Origin of the sequence: Roseobacter sp. FCG-D35, assembly GCF_033436665.1 — a bacterium.
Taxonomy (GTDB): Bacteria; Pseudomonadota; Alphaproteobacteria; order Rhodobacterales; family Rhodobacteraceae; genus JAWQFO01.
Genome location: NZ_JAWQFO010000008.1, coordinates 167,297 through 183,947, shown reverse-complemented (window position 1 = coordinate 183,947; position 16,651 = coordinate 167,297). Strand labels below are relative to the sequence as shown.

The window sequence follows — 16,651 nt, the reverse complement described above, 5'->3', positions numbered from 1 at the left end:
CGCGTCGCCGCGATGTCGATTGATTAGTAACGCGGCCGGTTCTCAATTGGTTTCACCATGTTGCGATGCAGCATCGCCAATTCAGCATCCCGAACGCGCGCTGTCAAAGGCCGCAGGGTTGAAGCTGAAAGCTGGGCTCTCCTTTAGCGGGTCTTTCCAGCATACGGAGCCATGTCATTTTCGGAGCTCATGATTATTTGCTAATTATTTTCATATATTTATGAGAAAGGCACGGATCAAGCACCCAGACAACCTCCCGTTCGGCGGAAAGTGGGGCGTGCGCGCGCGGAAACCTGCCGCGTGCCGAAAATTGCATCAGTTCGTACCGTCGCTCGCCCGTTCTGATGCTGCGTCACAGCATTTCTCGCCCGCTCATGATCCAACTTGCTCCGGACAACACCGTCCGCGGTGTTGGAAAGGCGTGACTTTTGCCGTGAAGTGATATCTTTCCAAGAGGCGTTTCGTTCATCGGGCAAGTCCATTTGAAACCTTTCCTTCTTCAATCGTTCCTGAGCCTCGCCGTGCTGGCCGCTGCGCTCGCGCTCTGGATTGCCTACGTTCCGGCCGCAATGCCGCTACTCGATCGGCTCGGCGTTCTCGACGTTCTGGGCATCGACGCCGACGGCGACGCGACCGGCGACGGCGCCCGCGGCGGTTGGGGCGGTGGCGGGCCGGTGCCGGTGGTCGTGGCAGAGGTGACGAACCGCACGGTCGCGGACCGTGTGACCGCCATCGGCGACGGGCGTGCCCTGCGCGCGGTCACCGTGAGGTCCGAAGCCGTGGGACGGATCACCGAGTTGTCGCTCAGCGCCGGGGGCCGTGTCGAGGCCGGCGACGTCATCGTCCGGCTGGACGACGAGGCCGAGACCATCGCCGTCGAACGCGCGCAGGTGGTGCTGGAGAATGCGCGGGACGACGCCGCGCGGGTCGCGAGGCTCGAGAACACCGGCGCGGTAACCGAAGTGCGTGCGCGCGAGGCGCAGCTTGCGCTGCGCACGGCCGAGCTGGAACTGCGCCAGGCGACCTATGACCTCGAACAGCGCCGCATCGTCGCCCCGATTGCCGGCTGGGTCGGGATCGTCGACGTGGATGTCGGCGAACGGATCGCGGCGCAGGAGGAAATCGTGACCATCACAGACCGGTCACGCATCCTAATCGACTTCCGGGTGCCCGAACGCGTGATCGGGCAGATGAGCGTCGGCATGCCGGTCGATGTGACCCCGCTAGGTCTGCGTGACCTGACTTTGGAGGGCGAGGTCAGCGCCATCGACACCGTCGTCGACCGCGCCAGCCGAACGATGCGGGTTCAGGGGCGCGTGACCAACGATGCCGACCGGCTGCGCGTCGGCATGGCCTTCTCGGTCGCGCTGACCTTCCCCGGCGACGAGAGGATTTCGGTCGATCCGCTGGCGGTGCAGTGGTCGAGCGAAGGCGCCTTCGTCTGGGTCATTCGCGCGGAAAAGGCCGCGCGCGTGCCGGTGCAGATCCTGCAGCGCGACAGCAACGCGGTGCTGATAGAGGCCGATCTGCAACCGGGAGAGCCGGTGGTGATCGAGGGTGTCCAGAGTCTCCGGCCCGGATCCGACGTCGCTATCGCCGAGCGCAGCGAGGCACGGGAGGTCGGGTTGCCGACCTCCCGGCTCTAAGCCCATGACGCCCAACGCCTCCTCCCGCTCCGGAACGGCGCTTTTCGTGCGCCGCCCGATCCTGGCCTTCGTGCTCAATGCGTTGATCGTGCTGGCCGGCATCGCCGGTCTCTTCGGCGCCGAGATCCGCGAACTTCCGAACGTCGACAGGCCCGTCGTGACGGTGACGACGCGATTCTCCGGAGCCTCGCCCGAAACGGTCGACCAGGAGCTTACGGGACGCATCGAGGGCGCCGTGGGCCGGGTGTCGGGCGTGCGCTCGATCTCGTCGAACTCACGCTACGCGCGCAGCCGCGTCACGGTGGAGTTCGAGGAAAGCGTCGACATCGACATCGCCGCGACCGATGTGCGCGACGCCGTCTCGCGCATCGTCAATCAACTGCCCGATGACGCCGAAACGCCCGAGATCGTGAAGGCCGATGCCAATGCGTCCCCGATCATGCGCATCGCGGTGACATCCACGGGGCGCTCGCCGCAGGAATTGACGCAGATCGTTTCCGAACGCGTCGAGGACCGACTCATTTCGATCGCCGGGGTTGCCGACCTGCAAATCTACGGCGACCGCGAACCGATTTTCCGGGTCGATCTCGACCCGCTGGAATTGGCCAGCCGGGGCCTGTCGCTGGCGGATCTGCGCAACGCTCTGTCGGACGTGGCTTTCGACGCCCCGGCGGGTGATCTGGCAGGAGAGCGGCAGGCGATCAGCGTGCGCACGACGGCGACGGTGACCTCCCCCGAGGCCTTCGAGGCCCTCAAGATCTCAGACAACGTGACCGTGAGCGACGTGGCGCGGGTGACCCTCGGCCCTGCCCCGAACGAGACCGTGCTGCGCGCCAACGGTCAGCTGGGAATGGGCATGGGGGTGATCCGGCAGGCGACGTCGAACACGCTCGAGATTTCGCGCGCTGTCCGGGCCGTCGTGGCGGAACTCGACGCGACGCTGCCCGAGGACATCGAGATCTTCGTGACCTCGGACGACGCGATCTTCATCCAGGGGTCCATCGACGAGGTCGTCAAGACGCTGGGCATTGCTGTGGCGATCGTGATCGCGGTGATCTTCGTCTTCCTTCGCGATGTGCGTGCCACGTTGATCCCCGCCCTGACGCTTCCCGTGGCCTTGATCGGCACGCTGGCCGCGATCTACCTCGTCGGGTTTTCGATCAACATCCTGACCCTGCTGGCGCTGGTGCTGGCGACCGGAATGGTCGTGGATGACGCCATTGTCGTGCTGGAAAACATCGTCAGGCGCCGGGCCGACGGCCTTGGGCCGCGCGCGGCCGCCGTTCTCGGCACGCAGCAGGTCTTCTTTGCAGTCGTGACAACCACGGCGACGCTGGCCGCGGTTTTTGTGCCGCTGTCCTTCCTGCCTGGCCAGGCGGGCGGGCTGTTCCGCGAATTCGGGTTCACGCTGGCCATCGCTGTCATGCTGTCCTCGGTCGTCGCCCTGACGCTCTGCCCGGTTCTGGCGAGCCGGCTGTTGCGCGACGCCCCGACGCAGGACGCGCGCGGGCCCGTGGCCTGGCTCGGGCGGCGCCTTGCCGGGGTCTATCGCGCAACGTTGCGCGCGGCACTTTCGGTGCCTCTGGTAATCGTCCTGGTCGCCGGCATCGTCGCCTTTACCGCCTATCTCGTCGCCAGCGGCATCCGGCAAGAGCTGACGCCACCCGAGGACCGCGCCGTGGCTCTTCTAAGCGTCACCGCGCCGCAGGGTGTGTCGCTGGAATACACCACCGCGAAGATGCGCGAGATCGAGGATGCCGTTCAGACTCAGCGTGACGCGGGCGAGATCACCAATGTGTTCTCGATCACCGGTTTCGGCGCCGAGAACCGCGGTTTCATGGTCTTCACTCTCGCCCGCTGGGACGCGCGCGAGCGCTCCCAGCAGGAGATCGTGGGCGAGATCAACGCGGCCTTGCGCGGCATCATCGGCGTGCGCGCCTTCGCGATCCAGCCCAACAGCCTCGGCATTCGCGGCGCCGGACGCGGGCTCAGCTTCGCGGTCACGGGCGACAGCTACGAGCAGTTGGCCTCGGTCTCGGACAGGCTGGTCGCGCGGATGCAGGAAAACCCGGGGCTGGGTCAGGTCCGGCTCGAATACGAGACCACGCAACCGCAGATCTTCATCGACATCGACCGCGCGCGGGCCTCGGATCTCGGCATCGACATCACCGGGCTGGGCGCGGCGCTGCGGGCCGTGCTCGACGGCAACTCGATCGGCTCGGTATTCATCGAAGGTGTCAGCTACGACGTGCAGATGCTGTCGACCTCCGATCCGGTGAACGATCCCGGAGATCTCGAAAACGTCTTCGTGCAGACCGGCAGCGGGCAGATGGTGCCGATGTCGAGTTTCGTCCGGCTCGAGGAGCGCCCGATCGCGCCGGAACTCGACCGCGAGGGGCAGAACCGCTCGGTCGAGATCTCCGCCGGCCTGACGCCCGAGATGTCGCTGGGCGATGCGATGGCCGAGGTCGAGCGCCTCGCCGACGAGATCCTCGCCGAGGAGAACCGCATCGTGCCGCTGGCCGAGGCGGCGACGCTCGACCAGACCAACTCGGGCATGTTCATCACCTTCGGCTTCGCGATCCTCGTCGTCTTCCTCGTGCTGTCGGCCCAGTTCGAAAGCTTCGTTTCGGCTGTCGTGGTCATGGCGACTGTGCCGATCGGCCTTGCCTGCGCCGTTTTCGCCCTGCTTTTCACCGGGCTCAGCCTCAACGTCTACAGCCAGATCGGGCTGGTCATGCTGATCGGGATCATGGCCAAGAACGGCATCCTGATCGTCGAGTTCGCCAACCAGCTGCGCGATGCCGGCAAGGAGGTGGCCGATGCCATCCTCGAGGCCGCCACCGTGCGGCTGCGCCCGGTGATGATGACGATGGTCTCGACCGTGTTCGGCGGCGTGCCGCTGATCCTGTCCTCCGGGGCGGGCGCCGAGGCGCGCGAGGCGCTCGGCTGGGTCATCGTCGGCGGCCTCGGCCTTGCAACTTTGTCGACACTTTACCTGACGCCCGTCGCCTACCTGCTGCTCGCTGGCTTCTCGAGCCCGCGGGCGGCGGAGGAAAAGCGTCTCGCGCAGGAACTCGAGGCCGCCGAAAAGGCGGTCTGACCGCCCGCGCGGAACGTGTGCTGCCGCGTCGCTGCGGTGTCGCGTAACGCGACATTAACCCCGTTCTGACACCGTTCGACGCGATTTCGGACGAAGGGCCTTCGTGGATGAACGACCTGCTGGTGCAGATTCCCGACTCGGATCCCGCGCGCGCGCACACGCCGCTGGGCCGGCACCTCGTCGACGAAGGGTTGATCGACCCGGCCGACCTCGACCACGCCTTGCAGATGCAAAACTTCGTCGACGCGCCGCTGGGCGAAATTATGGTGTCCGAAGGGTTGCTGGCGCGCGACGACGTGCTGCGCGCCCTGTGCCGGCAGTCCGGGCTGACGCGCGTCGATCTTGACACCCATCCGCCGTCCATCGGCATTGAAGGCTGCCTCGCGGCCACGTTCTGCCTGGAACATGGCGTGCTTCCGTGGCGCGAGATGGAGGGCAAGCTCTACGTCGCCACCAGCCGGCCGCTCAGTTTCGACCTGTTCCGCATCGCACTGGGCCGCAACGGTCCGGCGATGGTGCCGATCGTGGCCGACGCCGCCCAGATCAGAGCCCACCTGAGCCGGATGTACGGGCGCGAACTGGCGGCGAAGGCGATGCGCCGGGTCGCAGCCGTCGAAAGCTGCCGTGGCTGGGCCGACCGGCACGCGCGCCGTGCGCTGAAGGCCGGCGTGCTGGCGTCGATGCTCGCCGCGGCGGTGCTGCTGGCCCCGCTCTGGACCGTGACCGTCGGCATGATCTTCGCCACGCTGACGCTCCTGATGACCACCGGGTTGAAGGCGGCGGCGCTGGCCAGCCAACTGGGTCAGCTACGGATCGAGGATCGCGCGCCGGAACCCGCTGCCGTCACCCCCTTCCGCATGCCCTGCGTGTCGGTGCTGGTGCCGCTGCTGCGGGAAAGAGAGATCGCCGGCGTGCTCATCGAACGGCTGTCGCGCCTGACCTACCCCAAGTCCCTGCTCGAGGTCGTTCTGGTGCTGGAGGAAGGCGACACCGTCACCCGCGACACCATCGCGGCGACGCAACTGCCGCACTGGATGAGCGTCGTCGAAGTGCCCGAGTCGGGCGGCCTGACCACGAAACCGCGTGCGCTCAACTACGCGCTCGATTTTTGCCAAGGCAGCATCGTCGGTGTCTGGGACGCCGAGGACTGGCCCGAGGCGGACCAGATCGAACGCGTCGTGACCCGTTTCAACGCAGCCCCGCCCGACGTCGCCTGCCTGCAGGGGCGGCTCGACTACTACAATGCCCGCACCAACTGGATGTCGCGCTGCTTTGCCATCGAGTATGCCACCTGGTGGCGGATCATGCTGCCGGGGCTCGCCCGGCTGGGGTTCGTCATCCCGCTAGGCGGCACGACGCTGTTCTTCCGCCGCGATATCCTCGAACGGCTCGGCGGATGGGACGCGCATAACGTGACCGAGGACGCCGATCTCGGGCTTCGCCTTGCGCGGCGCGGCTATGTCGCCGAGTTGCTGCCGACCGTCACCCGCGAAGAGGCCACGTGCAGCCCCTGGGCCTGGGTGCGCCAGCGCTCGCGCTGGCTCAAGGGGTTTCTCGTCACCTACATGGTTCACATGCGCCATCCGCTTCGGCTCTGGCACGAATTGGGACCGCTGCGATTCTTCGGCGTGCAGGGCATGTTCCTGGCGACCTTCTCGCAGTTCGCCTGCGCGCCGCTCCTGTGGTCGCTCTGGCTGACATTCCTTGGCGGCGGCCACCCGATCGAGGCAACGCTCGGCTGGGGCGCCGTCACGACGCTCTCGGTGCTTTTCGCAATGGCTGAGCTGATCAACCTCGCCATGGGGCTGGTCGCGGTTTCGGACCGCGATCACCGGCACCTGATGCCGATCGTGCCCACGATGATGCTCTACTTCACCCTCGGCGCGCTGGCCGCCTACAAGGCCCTGTGGGAGCTGCTGCGCGCCCCGTTCTTTTGGGACAAGACCCAGCACGGCATATCGCCACACCCGGCCTAGCCCTCCTCCTGCCGCCGCGCCGCGTCGATCTGCAACCGCGTCATGAAAGCGGCCGAGATATGGGCGCGAAGGGCCGTGTCCGCCGCCGCCTCGTCGCGCGCCTCGATGGCGCGCACGATGGCGTCATGTTCCGTCTGCGCCCCCTTGCCCCGCCCGGTCGCGGCGAGCGAGGTCGTGTCCATCAACGCCATCGAGCGATGCACCAGATCGAGCTGCTGCACCAGGAAGCGGTTGTGCGAGGCGAGATGGATCTGCTTGTGAAACCGCCTGTTGGCGCGTGCCAGCGCGGCCGGACTTTCGGTCAGCGCATCGTCCTCCTCGACCATCTGGCGCAGCACGCGCACCTCCTCCTCGGTGGCATGGCGCGCCGCGAGCCGGGCCGCGAGCCCTTCGAGCTCACCCCGGACCACGTAGAGCTCGGCCATCTGGTTGTGATCGAGCGAGGCCACGATCAGGCTGCGCCCGTCCCTCACCAGCAGCGACTGCGTCTCGAGGCGCTGCAACGCCTCGCGGATCGGCGTCCGCGAGACCCCGAACCGGTCCGCCAACTCGCTCTCGACCAGCCGGTCGCCAGGGCGGTAGCTGCCCGCGTCGATCGCCTCGAGGATCAGCGAATAGGCATCTGCCTGCTGCGGCTTCTGCAGCGCCATGGTCTTCCCCCTTTGCCAGGTCCGGCCACAGTAGCGATGCCGGCGCGCAGCCTGCAAGACCGGCCGTGGCTTGCGCAACCGCGCGCTCCATCCTAAAGCAGCGCCATGCCCCGCGACGCCTTCGCCCATGTCGACACCTGGGTCTTCGACCTCGACCAGACACTCTACCCGCCTTCGGCGCGCCTCTTCGACCTGATCGAGGTCCGCATGACGCGCTACGTGATGCAGGCGCTCGGCGTCGACGCGCTCGAGGCCGACCGTCTGCGCAAGCATTACTGGATGACCCACGGCACCACGCTGGCCGGGCTGATGCGCGAGCACGGCGTCGATCCGGCGCCCTATCTCAGCGACGTCCACGACATTCCGCTGACCGCGCTGAGCCCCGACCCGCTTCTTGCCGCGCAGATCGCCGCGCTGCCGGGCCGCCGCATCGTCTACACCAACGGCTGCGCGCCCTATGCCGAGCGTGTGCTCGCGGCGCGCGGGCTTGGGGGCCTGTTCGACGGGGTCTACGGCGTCGAGCATGCGGATTTCCACCCCAAACCCGACCGTGCTGCCTTCGACAAGGTCTTTGCCGCCGACGGGCTCGACCCGGCGCGCGCCGCGATGTTCGAGGACGATCCGCGCAACCTGCTGGTGCCGCATGCACTGGGGATGCGGACCGTCCACGTGGCCGAGGCGCGGGGCGATGGCGACCATATCCACTTTCACACCGACGACCTCGGCGGGTTTCTCGCCCGGCTCATCTGACGCACTGGACGCGGCAGCGGCCCGCGCCTAAATCGTGGGTCAAGGAGACACGCGATGACCCGAGAGACCTGCGACATCCTGATCTGCGGCGGCGGCATCGCCGGGCTCACTGCGGCCGCGGCCTTCGGCACTGCCGGGTTCGACGTGATCTGCGTCGATCCCGCCCCCCCTGTCACATCGGGAGAGGCCGAAGGCGCCGACCTGCGCTCGACCGCGATGTTGCAGCCGGCCCGGTCTCTGCTCGAGGCTGCGGGTCTTTGGGAGCGGCTCGACGCCAACGCCGCTCCGCTCAAGGTGATGCGAATCGTTGATGCCGGTGGTGCCGAGCCCGCGCCGCGCACGATCCGCGAATTCGCCGCCTCGGAGATTTCCGATCAACCTTTCGGCTGGAACTTCCCGAACTGGCTGTTGCGCCGCGAGGCGCTGGCGCGGCTGGACGACCTGGCGAACGTGTCCTTCCGGCCCGGTGTGGGCGCCACGTCGCTCTTCACCCGCATGGCCGGCGCCCGGGTGGGCCTCGATGACGGAACCGCAGTGTCGGCCCGGCTGGTGATCGCCGCAGACGGGCGAAACTCGGCGATGCGCCGCGCCGCGGGCATCGATGTTGCGACCAAGCGCTACGGTCAGAAAGCACTGGCCTTTGCGGTGAGCCACCCGATCCCGCATGACGGGGTCTCGACCGAGATCCACCGCTCGGGCGGCCCCTTCACGCTGGTGCCGCTGCCGGACCGCGACGGCCTGCCCTGCTCTGCCGTCGTCTGGATGGAGGACGGCCCCCGCGCGGCCGACCTCGCCGCGATGCCCGTCGCCGATTTCGAGACCGAGATGACGGAACGCAGCTGCCATCTGTTCGGACCGCTGCAACTGCTGACGGAGCGTTCGGTTTGGCCGATCGTCAGCCAGCGCGCGACGCGGCTCTCGGGTGAGCGCCTCGCCCTGATCGCCGAGGCTGCCCATGTGGTGCCACCGATCGGGGCGCAGGGACTGAACATGAGCCTCGCCGACATCGCGGCCCTGCTCGAGCTTGCCGAGGCCCGGCCCGAGGGGCTCGGCGACCGCGCGATGCTCGATGCCTATCACGCCGCGCGCATCGGCGACGTGCGCCTGCGGGTCGAGGGCATTTCGCTGCTCAACCGCGCAAGCCAGGCCGGCGGGCCCGGGCTGCGCGACGCTCGCGCACTGGGGATCGACCTGCTGCATGGCGCAGCCCCGGTCCGGCGCGAGCTCATGCGTTTGGGTCTCGGCCTGCGCTGAACCAAAGGGCGCCCCGGAAATTTGGAAATTTCCGGCCCGTTTTCTTGCAAGAAAACGAGTGTGTTCCGCGGCGGTCAGAGTACCTTGTTGACCACCCGTTCCAGTCGCGCCAGCGTGGCATCGGTGTCATAAAGCTTGTCGAGCCCGAAAAGCCCGATGCGGAAGGTTCGGAAATCTTCCGGCTCGTCGCATTGCAACGGTACCCCGGCAGCGATCTGCATGCCCTGCGCTGCGAACTTGCGCCCCGACTGCACTTCGGGGTCGGCCGTGTAGCAGACCACGACGCCCGGCGCGCCGAAGCCCTCGGCGGCAACCGACACGACGCCGCGGCGCGCCAGCATCGCGCGCACCCCGTCCCCGAGCCGCCACTGCGCCTCCTTCAGCCTGTCGAAGCCGTGTGCCTTCATCTCCAGCATGGTGTCGCGAAAGCCGCGCAACGCATCCGTCGGCATCGTCGCGTGATAGGCATGGCCGCCGTCCTCGTAGGCCTTCATGATTGCGCGCCACTTGCCGAGATCGACCGCGAAACTGTCCGACCTGGTCTCGGCCAGACGGTCCGATGCACGCTCCGACAGCATGACCAGACCGGCCGAGGGGGCGGCCGACCAGCCCTTCTGCGGCGCCGAGATCAGCACGTCTATGCCGAGCGCACCCATGTCCACCCAGGCGCAGCCGCTGGCGATGCAGTCGAGCACCATCAACGCGCCGACCTCATGCGCCGCCGCGGCCAGTTGCGACAGGTAGTCATCGGGCAGGATCACCCCGGCCGAGGTTTCGACATGCGGCGCAAAGACGACCTGGGGCCGCGTGGCGCGAATCTCGGCCACCACCTCCTCGATCGGTGCCGGTGCGAAGGGTGCGGGATGGGAATTGCCCGCGGGCCGGGCCTTCATCACAGTCGCCGATGCGGTCAGCCCGCCGGTTTCGATGATCTGGCTCCATCGATAGGAGAACCAGCCGTTGCGCACGACCAGTACCTCGGCATCGCGCGCGAACTGCCGCGCCACGGCCTCCATCGCGTAGGTGCCGCCGCCCGGCACGACCGCGACCGCATGGGCCTTGTAGACCGCGGGCAGCGTCTCGGAAATGTCGCGCATGACCTCCTGGAACGCCGCGCTCATGTGGTTGAGCGAGCGGTCGGTGAAGACGACCGAAAATTCCTCGAGCCCTTCGGGATCGATGGTATCGAGCAGTGCGGGCATGGTGAAACCTCCTGTCTGGCTGCGGCTGTCCTACCCGCTTGCGCCGCAAAGGCAAAGCCCCGCGCACAGTGCCGCGTCAGAGATCAACCGATCGGGCCGGGCCGCCGCTCTTCGTTGAGAAGGACGTTGGCCTCGACCGCACCGGCTCCCGGCAGGGTCATGATGCGCCGGCGCAGGATCCGCTCGAAATCGGGAATGTCGCGGGCCACCACGCGCAGGCGGTAGTCGTAGAGACCCAGAACATGCTCGACGGTCTGCACCTCGGGAATGGCGCTGACCGCGCGTTCGAAGTCCCCCAGATCGACCTGCCCCTTGGTGACGAGCTTGACGCCGAGGAACACGGTCACCCCGAACCCCAGAGCCTCGGCATCGAGATGCAGGCGTCGGCCGCGCAGGATCCCGGCGGTCTCGAGCCGCCGGATCCGCCGCCACGTCGCAGGCTGCGACAGGCCGAGCCTGCGGCCCAGCGCCCCGGCGTTCTGCGTGGCATCCCGCGACAACTCGCGCAGCAGGTCGCGGTCGATTTCGTCCAGGTCGATCATACCGGCAGGCTTTCGGCGTCCTTGAGGCGCGAGACCAGCATCAGCGCCTCGATGTCGGCAATATGCGGCAAGGTCAGGACGCGATGGCGGTAGATGTCCTGATAGTGCGCCATGTCGCGCGCGATGATGTGCAAGCGCACGTCGACACGTCCGAGGAAGGTCTGGATCTCGGTGACCTCGCGGACGTCGCGGGCTGCCTCGAGAAACTCGTCGAAGGCGCGCGCCTGCGTCTTGTCGAGCGTCACCCGCAACGACACCTCGACGCCGAAGCCCAGCGCCGCCCAGTCGATGACCGCCGAGACGCCGCGTACGATGCCGCTCTCCTGCATGCGCGCGATGCGGCGCGCGCATGTGCCCGGGCTCGTCGCGCAGCGATCGGCCAGTTCGGCCGGGGACAGCGACGGTTCGGACTGCCAGTACCGAAGGATGCGGCGATCGAGGTCGTCGAGCATGAATTTTCCACAGACCTCTTATCTTGCGCATGACAGATGCATTTCATGCGCGACTTTTCTACGCGGCGCAATGGCAATCCCGCGTCCAGACCGTAATCTGCCCGCGAACGACGACCAGCAAGAAAAGGATATTCCGATGCGCGTCTACTACGATCGTGACTGCGACGTGAACCTCATCAAGGACAAGAAGGTGGCCATCCTCGGCTACGGCTCGCAAGGCCACGCCCATGCGCTGAACCTGCGTGACAGCGGCGCCAAGAACGTGGTCGTGGCTCTGCGCGACGGCAGCCCCTCGGCGAAAAAGGCCGAAGGCGAGGGCCTGAAGGTCATGGGCATTTCCGAGGCGGCGGCCTGGGCCGACCTGATCATGTTTACCATGCCCGACGAGTTGCAGGCCGAGACCTACCGCAAGTACGTTCACGACAATATCCGCGAAGGTGCGGCGATCGCCTTTGCCCACGGCCTCAACATTCACTTCGGCCTGATCGAGCCAAAGGAAGGTGTCGACGTCATCATGATGGCGCCCAAAGGCCCCGGCCACACGGTGCGCGGCGAGTACGTCAAGGGCGGCGGCGTGCCCTGCCTTGTCGCGGTCGACAACGACGCGTCGGGCAAGGCGCTGGAAATCGGCCTGTCCTACTGCTCGGCCATCGGCGGCGGACGCTCGGGCATCATCGAAACCGACTTCAAGGAAGAGTGCGAAACCGACCTTTTCGGCGAGCAGGCGGTTCTGTGCGGCGGTCTGGTGGAACTGATCCGGATGGGGTTCGAGACGCTGGTCGAGGCCGGCTACGCCCCGGAGATGGCCTATTTCGAGTGCCTGCACGAGGTGAAGCTAATCGTGGACCTGATCTACGAGGGCGGCATCGCCAACATGAACTACTCGATCTCGAATACCGCGGAATACGGCGAATACGTCTCGGGCCCGCGGGTCCTGCCCTACGACGAAACCAAGGCGCGAATGAAGGCAATTTTGCGCGACATCCAGACCGGCAAGTTCGTGCGTGACTTCATGCAGGAAAACGCTGTCGGCCAACCGTTCTTCAAGGGCACGCGCCGGATGAACGATGCCCACCAGATCGAAGAGGTCGGCGAGAAGCTGCGCGGCATGATGCCCTGGATCTCCGCCGGCAAGATGGTCGACAAGGCCAAGAACTGACGCGGAGCGAGAACACCCTCCAAATGAGAATGGCCCGGCGCGGGCCGGGCCATTCCTACACAACAGGAGCACTCGTTAAATTCCCTTGGCTGCGAGGATCGCCCGCCAGGGGCACGAGCGGCACCACCGGGCAGGCGACCCTTCGACCATTAAGGCCAATGGGACTGTGCTCTACTGACCATCCGACTGCGGCAGCATGATGGACCAGGTCCGGACATTGCGGCGGCGAACGGGCTGTGCGGCGGTTTTCTTGCGAAGTATCGGGGAAAAACTTGGAAAAAGTGAATTTCGGGTCGCGCCTCGCTGACCAATTGTCTCGAACTGTCGAGACATGTGCGATATTTTCGCGTGAGCCTTGTCAGGCAGATTTCGCGCGACGCTTGAATGTCTGCGCTCGTGTCGTGCGATGCGCCGCGCTGGTCTCCCGCGCATTGCGCGCGACAGCCGCGACGGCAATCATCGATGATCCGGCGACGACGGCCAGAAGCGACAGCGCGATGCAGAAGGTGACGATGTCCATTCCGGATCTCCTCGGGCTTCGGTACCGACAAACTCGGGCCGTGCCGCCAAGGTTCCGGGGCGCGATATGCCGCGCCCGATGACCGCGCCTCGCATCACCGCGCAAAGCTGGCTGATGGTCGGGATCCTCGGATTGACCTGGGGTGGCACCTTCATGGTCATGGAGCTTGCGCTGGAAGGCATCACGCCGTTCTGGCTGGCCGCCGGGCGGATCGGTTTTGCGGCGCTGCTGATGCTTGCCGCTTGGCAGGCGCGCGGGGCGCCACTGTTCCGGGCCGCGGTCCCGCGCGGCGACTGGATCGCGCTCGGGCTCATCGGGGCGCTGAGCTCCGCCGTTCCCTTCATGTTGCTCTCATGGGGACAGCAATACGTGACGTCGGGGTTCGCGGGCGTGTCGATGGCGGCGGTCGCGCTCATCGTATTGCCGCTCGCGCATTTCCTCGTTCCCGGCGAGACCCTGAGCTGGCGCAAGTTCGCCGGCTTTCTCATCGGGTTCGTCGGAGTCTGCGTCCTGATCGGCGGGCAGGCTTTCGATTCCAGCGGATCATCGCGCGAGTTCGCGGGGCGCGCGGCCTGCCTTGGCGTGGCGACGTGTTATGCCGTCAGCTCGATCTTGCTGCGACGCCTGCCCGATGCCGATCCGATCGGTCTTGCAACCGTCCTGCTGCTGGTCGGTGCCACCGTCGTCATACCCGTGGCCTTTGCCGTCGAAGGGCCGCCGCCCTTGCCCGATGCCTGGACGATGGGCCTGATCGGCTTTCTGGGCCTGGTGCCGACCGCTGGCGCCAATCTCTTGCGGGTGCTGGTCGTGCGCAGCGCCGGGCCGGTCTTCATGTCGCTGACCAACTACCAGGTTCCGGTCTGGTCGGTGATCCTCGGGGCTGTGGTCCTCGGAGAGCCGATGCCCCGCTCTCTGCTGCTGGCGATGACGCTGATCCTCGTCGGTGTCGGTCTCAGCCAGTACGGCGCTCTGACCCGGCTCTTCGGCCACCGCCCGCGCGAGACCGATGGCAGCCGGCAACCGCCACTGCAGTAGGACGCCTCAGACCGAAACCGCGTCGGCCACCGCCTCGATCACCGAATCCACGGCACGCCGCATGAGCGCGTCATCCTCGTGTTCGGCCATCACCCGCACAAGCGGCTCGGTTCCCGACTTGCGGATCAGCAGGCGGCCCCCCTGCCCGAGATCGGCCTCGGCCTGGGCGATCGCTTGCTTGACCGGACCGGCCTCGAGCGGCGTCTGGCCATCGGCGTAGCGCACGTTCTTCAGGAGCTGCGGCACCGGTTCGAAGTTTTGCAGAAGTTCTGACGCCCGGCGTCCTGATTGGACCATCTCGCCTAGGAACTGAAGGCCCGCCATCAGGCCGTCGCCAGTGGTGGCGTAATCGGTCATCACGATATGTCCGGACTGCTCGCCGCCGAGATTGTAGCCGCCTTCGCGCATCCGCTCGACCACGTATCGGTCGCCGACCGCCGTGCGTTCCAGCCTGAGCCCGCGTCCCTCGAGAAAGCGTTCAAGCCCGAGGTTCGACATCACGGTTGCCACCAGCGCGTCGTTGCGCAGCCGGCCCTCCTCGGCCCAGCGTGCCGCCAGCAGCGCCATCAGCTGGTCGCCGTCGCCGACCTGGCCCTTCTCGTCGATCAGGATCACCCGGTCGGCATCACCGTCAAGCGAAATGCCGACATCTGCGCCGTGCGCCACGACGGATTCCGCCGCGAGTTCGGGGTGGGTCGAGCCGCAATGATCGTTGATGTTGCGCCCATTCGGGCTGACGCCCACCGGCACCACGGTCGCGCCGAGTTCCCACAGCGCCTCGGGCGCGACCCGGTAGGCCGCCCCGTTGGCGCAGTCGATCACGACCTTGAGCCCGTCGAGCCGGACCTGCCGCGGGAAAGTCGATTTCAGGCGCTCGATGTAGCGAAAGCGCCCGTCGTCGATGCGCTTGGCCCGCCCGATGTCCTGCGCCTCGGTGGCCTCGACGCCGCCCGCGACAAGCGCCTCTATCTCGGCCTCGACTTTGTCGGAGAGCTTGAACCCGTCCGGGCCGAAGAACTTGATCCCGTTGTCGTCCGCGGGGTTGTGGCTCGCCGAGATCATCACCCCGAGATCGGCGCGCATCGAGCGGGTCAGAAGGCCCACCGCCGGGGTCGGCACCGGACCCAGCAGCAGAACGTTCATGCCGGTCGAGGTTAGACCCGCGGTTAGGGCGTTCTCGAACATGTAGCCCGACAGCCGCGTGTCCTTGCCGATCACCACCCGGTGAACGCCCGAGGCGTCAGGTCGGAAGTAGCGGCCCACGGCTGCGCCGATGCGCAGCGCGGTCTCGGCCGTCATGGGGTGGATGTTGGCCGTCCCGCGGACGCCGTCGGTACCGAAAAGCTTACTCATGCGCCTCTCCTGCCACGCTCGCGCGCCAGAGCGCAATGGCCTGTGCGGTCTCGGCCACGTCGTGGACGCGCACGATTTGTGTCCCGTGTTGCAAGGCCGCGATCGCAACCGCAATCGATCCGGGCATCCGGTCGCGCGGCGCCTCGGCCTTGCCGATGGTTCCGATGAACCGCTTGCGCGACGCGCCGAGCAACAGGGGCACGCCGAGCCCGTGAAAAAGGCTCAGCCGGGCAATGAGCGCAAGGTTGTGGTCGAGGGTCTTGCCGAAGCCTATCCCCGGATCGGCGACGATCCGCTCGCGCGGGATGCCCTGCCCGACCAGCACGGCGATACGGTCCGACAGCCAGTCGTAGACGTCGAGCAGCACGTCGTCATATCGCGGGTCGGCCTGCATGGTCTGCGGGTCACCTTGCGCATGCATCACGCAGACCGGCAGGCCGTGGTGCGCGCAAAGCGGCGCGAGACCGGCGTCGAATGTGAACCCGGCCACATCGTTGACCATGTCCGCCCCGGCCTCGATCGCGGCATGAGCCACGGCGGTCTTGCGCGTGTCGATCGAGATCGGCTGGCGGTGTCCGGCCTGACGCAGCGCCGTGATTGCCGGGACGACGCGGGCGATCTCTTCGGCGTCCGGGACGGTTTCCGCCCCGGGGCGCGTGGATTCGCCGCCGATATCGAGGATATCCGCAGCCTGCATCGCATCCGCACCGCGCAGGACGCCGGGCACCGTGTCATGCAGGCCGCCGTCAGAAAAACTGTCCGGGGTGACGTTGAGGATGCCCATGATGCGCGGCCGGTCCAGCGTGAGCCCGGCAATGGGTTGCCGGGGCATCGTGAGGGCCGCGCGCCAGTCGTCGGGCAAGGCGTCCGCCGCCATCACGTTCGGCGGGGCTGTGCGGTCCAGCACCTCGACATGACTGAACCAGCAGGGTCCACCGGCAAGCGCCAGCGCCGTTTCGGGGCGCGCAGGACCCGATTGCACCAGCGGGCGATAGTAGCGCGTCATCCG

14 protein-coding genes are annotated in these 16,651 nt (G+C 67.0%); 7 read left to right on the top strand and 7 right to left on the bottom strand.

What is annotated here, in order from left to right; all coding sequences use genetic code 11:
* Nucleotides 1-482 precede the first annotated feature (482 nt).
* From R5H30_RS17990 to R5H30_RS17980, 3 genes are all read left to right on the top strand, one after another.
* The gene (locus tag R5H30_RS17990; protein ID WP_318329977.1) at nt 483-1,646 is read left to right on the top strand and encodes an efflux RND transporter periplasmic adaptor subunit; all 1,164 of its coding nucleotides are present in this window, start codon (nt 483-485) and stop codon (nt 1,644-1,646) included.
* A 4-nt stretch (nt 1,647-1,650) separates the two neighbouring features.
* Nucleotides 1,651-4,749: an efflux RND transporter permease subunit gene (locus R5H30_RS17985; protein ID WP_318329976.1), complete on the top strand. Its 3,099-nt coding sequence runs from the start codon at nt 1,651-1,653 to the stop codon at nt 4,747-4,749.
* Nucleotides 4,750-4,856: 107 nt separating this feature from the next.
* Nucleotides 4,857-6,725 (top strand): glycosyltransferase, encoded by a 1,869-nt coding sequence (locus tag R5H30_RS17980; protein WP_318329975.1) that lies wholly within the window; start codon nt 4,857-4,859, stop codon nt 6,723-6,725.
* Here R5H30_RS17980 and R5H30_RS17975 read toward each other — a convergent pair.
* Nucleotides 6,722-7,375: a GntR family transcriptional regulator gene (locus R5H30_RS17975; RefSeq protein WP_318329974.1), complete on the bottom strand. Its 654-nt coding sequence runs from the start codon at nt 7,373-7,375 to the stop codon at nt 6,722-6,724. The two genes, R5H30_RS17980 and R5H30_RS17975, sit on opposite strands and share 4 nt — an antisense overlap.
* 105 nt (nt 7,376-7,480) lie before the next feature.
* Here R5H30_RS17975 and R5H30_RS17970 point away from each other — a divergent pair, with 105 nt between their 5' ends.
* Together R5H30_RS17970 and R5H30_RS17965 are read left to right on the top strand one after the other, a co-directional pair.
* A complete protein-coding gene (locus R5H30_RS17970; RefSeq protein ID WP_318329973.1) occupies nt 7,481-8,125 on the top strand; it encodes a pyrimidine 5'-nucleotidase in 645 nt (214 codons plus the stop codon).
* Nucleotides 8,126-8,179: 54 nt separating this feature from the next.
* Nucleotides 8,180-9,379: a UbiH/UbiF family hydroxylase gene (locus R5H30_RS17965; protein WP_318329972.1), complete on the top strand. Its 1,200-nt coding sequence runs from the start codon at nt 8,180-8,182 to the stop codon at nt 9,377-9,379.
* A gap of 74 nt (nt 9,380-9,453) precedes the next feature.
* Here R5H30_RS17965 and R5H30_RS17960 read toward each other — a convergent pair whose 3' ends face one another.
* The 3 genes from R5H30_RS17960 to R5H30_RS17950 form a co-directional block, all read right to left on the bottom strand.
* Nucleotides 9,454-10,581 carry an aminotransferase class V-fold PLP-dependent enzyme gene (locus tag R5H30_RS17960; RefSeq protein WP_318329971.1) on the bottom strand — a complete coding sequence of 376 codons (1,128 nt, stop codon included), beginning with the start codon at nt 10,579-10,581 and terminating at the stop codon, nt 9,454-9,456.
* 83 nt (nt 10,582-10,664) lie between these two features.
* Nucleotides 10,665-11,123, bottom strand: coding sequence for an Lrp/AsnC family transcriptional regulator (locus R5H30_RS17955; RefSeq protein ID WP_318329970.1), 459 nt, complete (start codon nt 11,121-11,123; stop codon nt 10,665-10,667).
* Nucleotides 11,120-11,575: an Lrp/AsnC family transcriptional regulator gene (locus R5H30_RS17950; RefSeq protein ID WP_318329969.1), complete on the bottom strand. Its 456-nt coding sequence runs from the start codon at nt 11,573-11,575 to the stop codon at nt 11,120-11,122. The genes R5H30_RS17955 and R5H30_RS17950 overlap by 4 nt, the downstream gene beginning before the upstream one ends.
* A 136-nt stretch (nt 11,576-11,711) precedes the next feature.
* Here R5H30_RS17950 and ilvC point away from each other — a divergent pair, with 136 nt between their 5' ends.
* Nucleotides 11,712-12,734, top strand: coding sequence for a ketol-acid reductoisomerase (gene ilvC, locus R5H30_RS17945; protein ID WP_318329968.1), 1,023 nt, complete (start codon nt 11,712-11,714; stop codon nt 12,732-12,734).
* 358 nt (nt 12,735-13,092) lie between these two features.
* Here ilvC and R5H30_RS17940 read toward each other — a convergent pair whose 3' ends face one another.
* Nucleotides 13,093-13,254, bottom strand: coding sequence for a hypothetical protein (locus tag R5H30_RS17940; RefSeq protein WP_318329967.1), 162 nt, complete (start codon nt 13,252-13,254; stop codon nt 13,093-13,095).
* 78 nt (nt 13,255-13,332) lie between these two features.
* Here R5H30_RS17940 and R5H30_RS17935 point away from each other — a divergent pair, with 78 nt between their 5' ends.
* Nucleotides 13,333-14,289: a DMT family transporter gene (locus R5H30_RS17935; RefSeq protein ID WP_318329966.1), complete on the top strand. Its 957-nt coding sequence runs from the start codon at nt 13,333-13,335 to the stop codon at nt 14,287-14,289.
* 6 nt (nt 14,290-14,295) lie between these two features.
* Here R5H30_RS17935 and glmM read toward each other — a convergent pair whose 3' ends face one another.
* On the bottom strand, nt 14,296-15,642 hold the full coding sequence (gene glmM / locus R5H30_RS17930; protein WP_318329965.1) for a phosphoglucosamine mutase: 1,347 nt from the start codon (nt 15,640-15,642) through the stop codon (nt 14,296-14,298).
* Nucleotides 15,635-16,648: a dihydropteroate synthase gene (folP, locus tag R5H30_RS17925; protein ID WP_318329963.1), complete on the bottom strand. Its 1,014-nt coding sequence runs from the start codon at nt 16,646-16,648 to the stop codon at nt 15,635-15,637. Before folP ends, glmM begins: the two co-directional genes overlap by 8 nt.
* Between the last annotated feature and the right edge of the window lie 3 nt (nt 16,649-16,651).

Bases quoted from the DNA above. Each gene is read 5' to 3' on its own strand.
- R5H30_RS17985 (WP_318329976.1), top strand. From the start codon at position 1,651: ATGACGCCCAACGCCTCCTCCCGCTCCGGAACGGCGCTTTTCGTGCGC.
- R5H30_RS17980 (WP_318329975.1), top strand. From the start codon at position 4,857: ATGAACGACCTGCTGGTGCAGATTCCCGACTCGGATCCCGCGCGCGCG.
- R5H30_RS17975 (WP_318329974.1), bottom strand. From the start codon at position 7,375: ATGGCGCTGCAGAAGCCGCAGCAGGCAGATGCCTATTCGCTGATCCTC.
- R5H30_RS17970 (WP_318329973.1), top strand. From the start codon at position 7,481: ATGCCCCGCGACGCCTTCGCCCATGTCGACACCTGGGTCTTCGACCTC.
- R5H30_RS17965 (WP_318329972.1), top strand. From the start codon at position 8,180: ATGACCCGAGAGACCTGCGACATCCTGATCTGCGGCGGCGGCATCGCC.
- R5H30_RS17960 (WP_318329971.1), bottom strand. From the start codon at position 10,581: ATGCCCGCACTGCTCGATACCATCGATCCCGAAGGGCTCGAGGAATTT.
- R5H30_RS17955 (WP_318329970.1), bottom strand. From the start codon at position 11,123: ATGATCGACCTGGACGAAATCGACCGCGACCTGCTGCGCGAGTTGTCG.
- R5H30_RS17950 (WP_318329969.1), bottom strand. From the start codon at position 11,575: ATGCTCGACGACCTCGATCGCCGCATCCTTCGGTACTGGCAGTCCGAA.
- ilvC (WP_318329968.1), top strand. From the start codon at position 11,712: ATGCGCGTCTACTACGATCGTGACTGCGACGTGAACCTCATCAAGGAC.
- R5H30_RS17940 (WP_318329967.1), bottom strand. From the start codon at position 13,254: ATGGACATCGTCACCTTCTGCATCGCGCTGTCGCTTCTGGCCGTCGTC.
- R5H30_RS17935 (WP_318329966.1), top strand. From the start codon at position 13,333: ATGACCGCGCCTCGCATCACCGCGCAAAGCTGGCTGATGGTCGGGATC.
- glmM (WP_318329965.1), bottom strand. From the start codon at position 15,642: ATGAGTAAGCTTTTCGGTACCGACGGCGTCCGCGGGACGGCCAACATC.
- folP (WP_318329963.1), bottom strand. From the start codon at position 16,648: ATGACGCGCTACTATCGCCCGCTGGTGCAATCGGGTCCTGCGCGCCCC.